The organism is Roseovarius sp. YIN77, assembly GCF_057219155.1.
In genome coordinates this window covers 1-4,656 of record NZ_JBXVVI010000041.1, presented here as the reverse complement: position 1 = coordinate 4,656, position 4,656 = coordinate 1, and the positions used below count along the sequence as shown (strand labels likewise).

The following is a 4,656-nucleotide window of genomic DNA, read 5'->3' as shown; positions in this document are numbered from 1 at the left end:
CGCAAACTCGCCAAGATCTTTCCTGCACCGCAGCATCCGCGAAAAGCCTGAAAACAGAAAGGCTTGCGGTCGCAAAAACCAAGCATCAGTCACCCTCATAACACGGTGTTTTTCAACAGAATCGGGCGGTTTGCCGACATTCACCGCGAGCGCAAAGCTAACTCTTCAATTAATGAAAGCGGCCGTTCACGTATAGGAAATCTGAACCGCCAGATTGTTGCGGCTATTTCTGACTTGCGTCTACAATCACGTCCTTTGCACCCCCCAATGCTCGTTGCAGATGCAATATGGTTAGCGGATCGTCCGGCAACTTTCCCATCAAAGCCGCAAATGCCTGACGGGCGTCGGGCGCCCCTTGCTTTAAAAATTCAAACGCCTCTGTATAGGCCTGCATCGCCGGATTTTGTGACATAGCTTCCGTGAAGGGTTCATATGAGTGAATGGTTTCAGAATGCCCGGCGAGTTTCAGTTGGCCAGCTGGTCGTCCAGAAAACTTAGGGATGTGGTCCACCACCGATTGGCTAACACATATCCTTGTTCCCAGAGTTTTGTTGGCAGCTTCCAGACGCGCTGCGGTGTTCACGGCCGCCCCATACGCGGTATAGTCAAAGAAACTTTCACCGCCAAAGTTGCCGATGATGGCAGAGCCAGTGTTGATACCGATCCGGGTGATGCCCAATGGTAAACCCCGGTCCATCCATACTTCCCGGAAACCTTCCGCAAATTGATCAATTTCCAACGCACATGCCACTGCACGTGCTGCATGGTCTGGTTGTTCAATCGGGGCACCAAATGTTGCATGAATTGCGTCACCAATCACCTTCATGACGGTGCCGCCATGATCAAAAATTATCCTCGCCAACCGGTCAAAATATTCGTTGAGAAGTTCTACGATGATGTCAGAATCTGCTGTTTCAACCAGATTTGTGAATCCTGCCAGATCCGTAAACAGGAACGTTGCCTCGCGCCGTTCGCCCCCATTCGGTATTTCCCCACTGTTGCCAGAAACCAAGTCCACAACAGATGGAGAAAAGTATCGAGCCAATGTTGCCCTGGCAAGTTCGGCATCTGCCTTTGCGCGACGCAATTCGCGCGTTTCTGTCAGATGATTGAATGTTTTGTCGATCGTTATCTGAAGGTCTTCGAAATCTATCGGCTTGGTTAAAAAGTCGAAGGCGCCGCGGTTCATTGCCGTGCGGATATTTTTCATGTCTCCGTAGGCAGAAATAACCACGGCTTTGAGGGAACTGTGTTCTTCCGCGAGATGCAGGAGCAATGTCAGCCCATCCATGCGCGGCATATTGATATCGGACAAGACCATGCCAAAGTCCGGGTTCCTGGACAGGGTTTCCAAAGCCTCTTGCCCGCTCCCAGCAAATTCCAACTCTAGTTCACCATTGCGAATTTCTCGCCTGAATTTCTGGCGCAACAACAGTTCCATGTCGGGTTCATCGTCAACCACTAATATGCGCCGCATACTCATTTGGCGGAGTCCAATTGAGAGACTTCTAGGAGTGTCGTTTTGAGTGCAGCAAAATCAACGGGCTTGGATATGAGGGAGATGGCGCCCAATTCCTTTGCTCGATTTCGAGCTCCCGTGTCGCCATAGGCCGAGATCATCATAACCGGCAACTCTGGTTTCATTGATTTGGTTTGCTGCAATAACTCAAACCCGTTCATTTCAGGGATATTAATGTCGGACAACAAAACTATTATTTCATGTTGCACGTCCGACTCTAGGTAATTCAGTGCTTCTTTTGCCCTGTGCGCAAACAGAATTTCGTACTTGCCCCTACGGATTTCGCGCCGAAATTGTTGGCGGAATAGTTCCTGTGCGTCGGGTTCATCATCTACCACCAGAATTTTATGTACCAATATGATTTCCTAATTCTTAGGGGTGTGAGTTTTCGGAAAATGAACTGAAAAACGTGTTCCCTCGTCTGGTGTGCTGTCAAACTCGATGTGCCCGCCATGAGTTTTGACGATGTCAAAGCTCATCGATAGACCCAGACCAGTACCTTCGCCTGTGGGTTTGGTCGTGTAGAACGGTTCAAAAATTTTCTTTTGATCTTCTACGGATATTCCAGCCCCATTGTCGACAACGGAAACAATATAGAAATCACCCTCGGTCAGACAGGAAACTTTCAACCGCGCCTGATCGCCCCCCGCTGCCTCAGATTTTCCGGCTGCGTAAATGCCGTTTGAAAACAAATTCAGAAATACGCGCTGAAGCTCTTGTGCCACACCGGATATGTTCCCCTCGTCGTCGCACCACTCTATTGATATGTCGACATTGACGGACGGGTCAGTCGCGCGTGCCCCGTGATATGCAAGGTTTAATGCTTCTTCGACGAGCGGCTTTAACCTTATGTTTTCATGTTCTCCCGTTCCTTCTCGGGAATGAGCCAACATGTTTTTTACAATGCTATCGGCCCTTGATCCGTGTTGATCAATTTTGACCAGATTTTCACGAACGGTTGTTAGAAGATCTTCTGCTACTTCTTTGTCGCTTTTGTCAGCATATGTTGCCGAACCGTCCAAACACTCTGCAAGCTCATCCAGCATTTCCGTCGAGAGTTTTGAGAAATTATTTACAAAATTTAAAGGGTTCTTGATTTCATGGGCAATACCCGCTGTTAGTTGGCCGAGCCCTGCCATTTTTTCAGAGTGGACCAGTTGTTCTTGCGCTCTGCGAAGTTCTGCAAGTGCAGCAACGGCTTGATCACGGGCTTTCCCGAGTTCTTGTTCCATACGTTTTCGGGCATCAATCACATAAATGGCGTTCAACCAACTTTTCTGACCTTCATAAATCAATGATCTTGTTGAGATTGTCACCCAGAATTCGTTCCCCTCGATGTCATTCATCAAGGCCTCAAAATCATTTAGTTCTCCGTCCAATTTTACTTTGCTCAAAATTTGATTGGGAACGTCCGGGTCGATAAAAAAACTGTCCAACTTTACATCGGAAAGCGCCACATCATCACGCAAACGAAATTGGGCTCGGGCTGCGGGCGTGATCTCTAAAGGCGTGTTGTAATGGGCCAGGATCATCGGAAATGGAATGGCATTAATCACGTTGCGTTGCGTTTCACTGATTTCCATTTGTCTGTCGCGTTCTTGCTCAGCGACCTGAAACTGTGCCACACGAAGTTGTTCTTCAGCTTCAAACTTGGCTTGCAAGGCCTGAGTATTTGACCGTGATTGTTTAATCGAATGTACGCGCCTTTGTTGTGCCTGATGGGCGAAATACGAAATCGTCAGATACGCAAGGATGAATAGAACCGAAGCACCTGCAGGCGGCAGAACTCCTACCCATAGAACCGTCAACCAGATCAATCCCAATGTTGTAAATCCGAACCCCATGGAAACATTGATCGAATTGATATTGGTTGTCAGAAAGGTGCCAATAAAGGCCAGAAGCAAAGCCACCATATGAGTCTTTTCGTCACCGGTAGCGATGATGATAGATAGCATAGCCCCCCAGCCGAAGCCCATGATGACGGCAAAATACAAAAATGACCGGATGCGCTTAGGTGAAATGTCCTTGGGTCGCTCTTTATGCCTCAACCGGAAAAAGCTCCGCATGGCTAAAAACACCATGACGCCAATCAAGCCTGCCGGCAGCCCCGCCCAGCTCAACAAAACCGTGTATCCCAGATTCGCCAACAGAATGATAAATGCAAACGACATCCCGATCAGAATTCTGGGAGATGCCAAAGCGACTTCAACCGCCTCGTCTATTCGTAACTCGCGTTCGAGTTCGGTGTCATCCGTCACGTCAATAGCCCCAATCGCATCACTGGCCAAACTTCAATTCGTGCGCTGCAAGCAATCTATTTCTTATTTCTAAGCCAATTCTTTTTGCAAACAAAGTGCTTGATTTTTCTAAGGGCAATTGAATCAACACCCTAACTAATTCTGACGCGAATAGATAATCCACTGTCCCATGATACTGTCGTGATCGATACCAGACGAGGAATTTGAAAATAGCCACCAGACGATTAAAGTCGCGTGATGTCATCGTCCTCGAAATGACTCTACATTCAACACTGAATGTGTAGCTGTAGTTAACGACAGTTTGGGTAGGCTACAGCGCAACATTGGCTCACCCTAGAGTTCGCGTTCGCAACGAAAGTCGGCAATGCGGGCTGCGACCGCAGCATTCGAGCGGGGTGCTGAGAGTCCGGTTTGGGCCGTCTTCGGCAATCCCAACTATCAGTCCTTCTCTAAGCATTCTAAAGCCTTTATCGGTGTTGTTTCGCCTTTGAGCAACTGATCGAAGATCCCTTTCAGCAAATACTCATCCGCATTGGAAACTGTGGTTCTGTTTCTGTGGACTTCTGAAGTGGCCTCCACGATCTCTCGCATGCAGAATCCCAAATCCTGATCATTGAAGTGGCGTTTCAGGTCATACCATTCAATCGCCATGGTTGGTGACTCAGGTAAGTCATGCGTTCGTCGGGCGTGGTTCCAAACTGTGCGAAAATACTTGAGAAGGTGATTGGCAGCGGAAGGGCGATCAGCCATCGAGCGATGCCGATCAGCCACCATCTGCTTGCTGATCTCGTCCAACGGCAGACGCATCCAATCTTTCAAGTGCAGTTCGAACTGCTGGCGCATACTTTGTTTGTGATCGTCAGATCGAAGCTTCGGTCG

Annotated in this window: 4 protein-coding genes and 1 pseudogene; 1 reads left to right on the top strand and 4 read right to left on the bottom strand. The window is 48.5% G+C overall.

Going from position 1 to position 4,656, the window contains the following annotated elements:
• Positions 1–196: hypothetical protein (locus AC2D8P_RS16400; protein ID WP_484703938.1), on the top strand; the 196-nt coding region annotated here is incomplete at its 5' end.
• 27 nt (positions 197–223) lie between these two features.
• Here the strand turns inward: AC2D8P_RS16400 and AC2D8P_RS16395 are convergent.
• From AC2D8P_RS16395 to AC2D8P_RS16380, 4 genes and pseudogenes are all read right to left on the bottom strand, one after another.
• Entirely contained in the window at positions 224–1,477 is a 1,254-nt protein-coding gene (locus AC2D8P_RS16395; RefSeq protein WP_484703940.1) for an adenylate/guanylate cyclase domain-containing protein, read from the bottom strand.
• A gap of 2 nt (positions 1,478–1,479) precedes the next feature.
• On the bottom strand, positions 1,480–1,875 hold the full coding sequence (locus AC2D8P_RS16390) for a response regulator (RefSeq protein WP_484703936.1): 396 nt from the start codon (positions 1,873–1,875) through the stop codon (positions 1,480–1,482).
• A gap of 9 nt (positions 1,876–1,884) precedes the next feature.
• A complete protein-coding gene (locus AC2D8P_RS16385; RefSeq protein WP_484703934.1) occupies positions 1,885–3,777 on the bottom strand; it encodes an ATP-binding protein in 1,893 nt (630 codons plus the stop codon).
• A 438-nt stretch (positions 3,778–4,215) separates the two neighbouring features.
• Positions 4,216–4,656, bottom strand: a pseudogene (locus AC2D8P_RS16380) (hypothetical protein); the annotation flags it as partial.

Excerpts from the sequence above, each read along its gene's own strand:
- AC2D8P_RS16395 (WP_484703940.1), bottom strand. The coding sequence starts at position 1,477 with ATGCGGCGCATATTAGTGGTTGACGATGAACCCGACATGGAACTGTTG.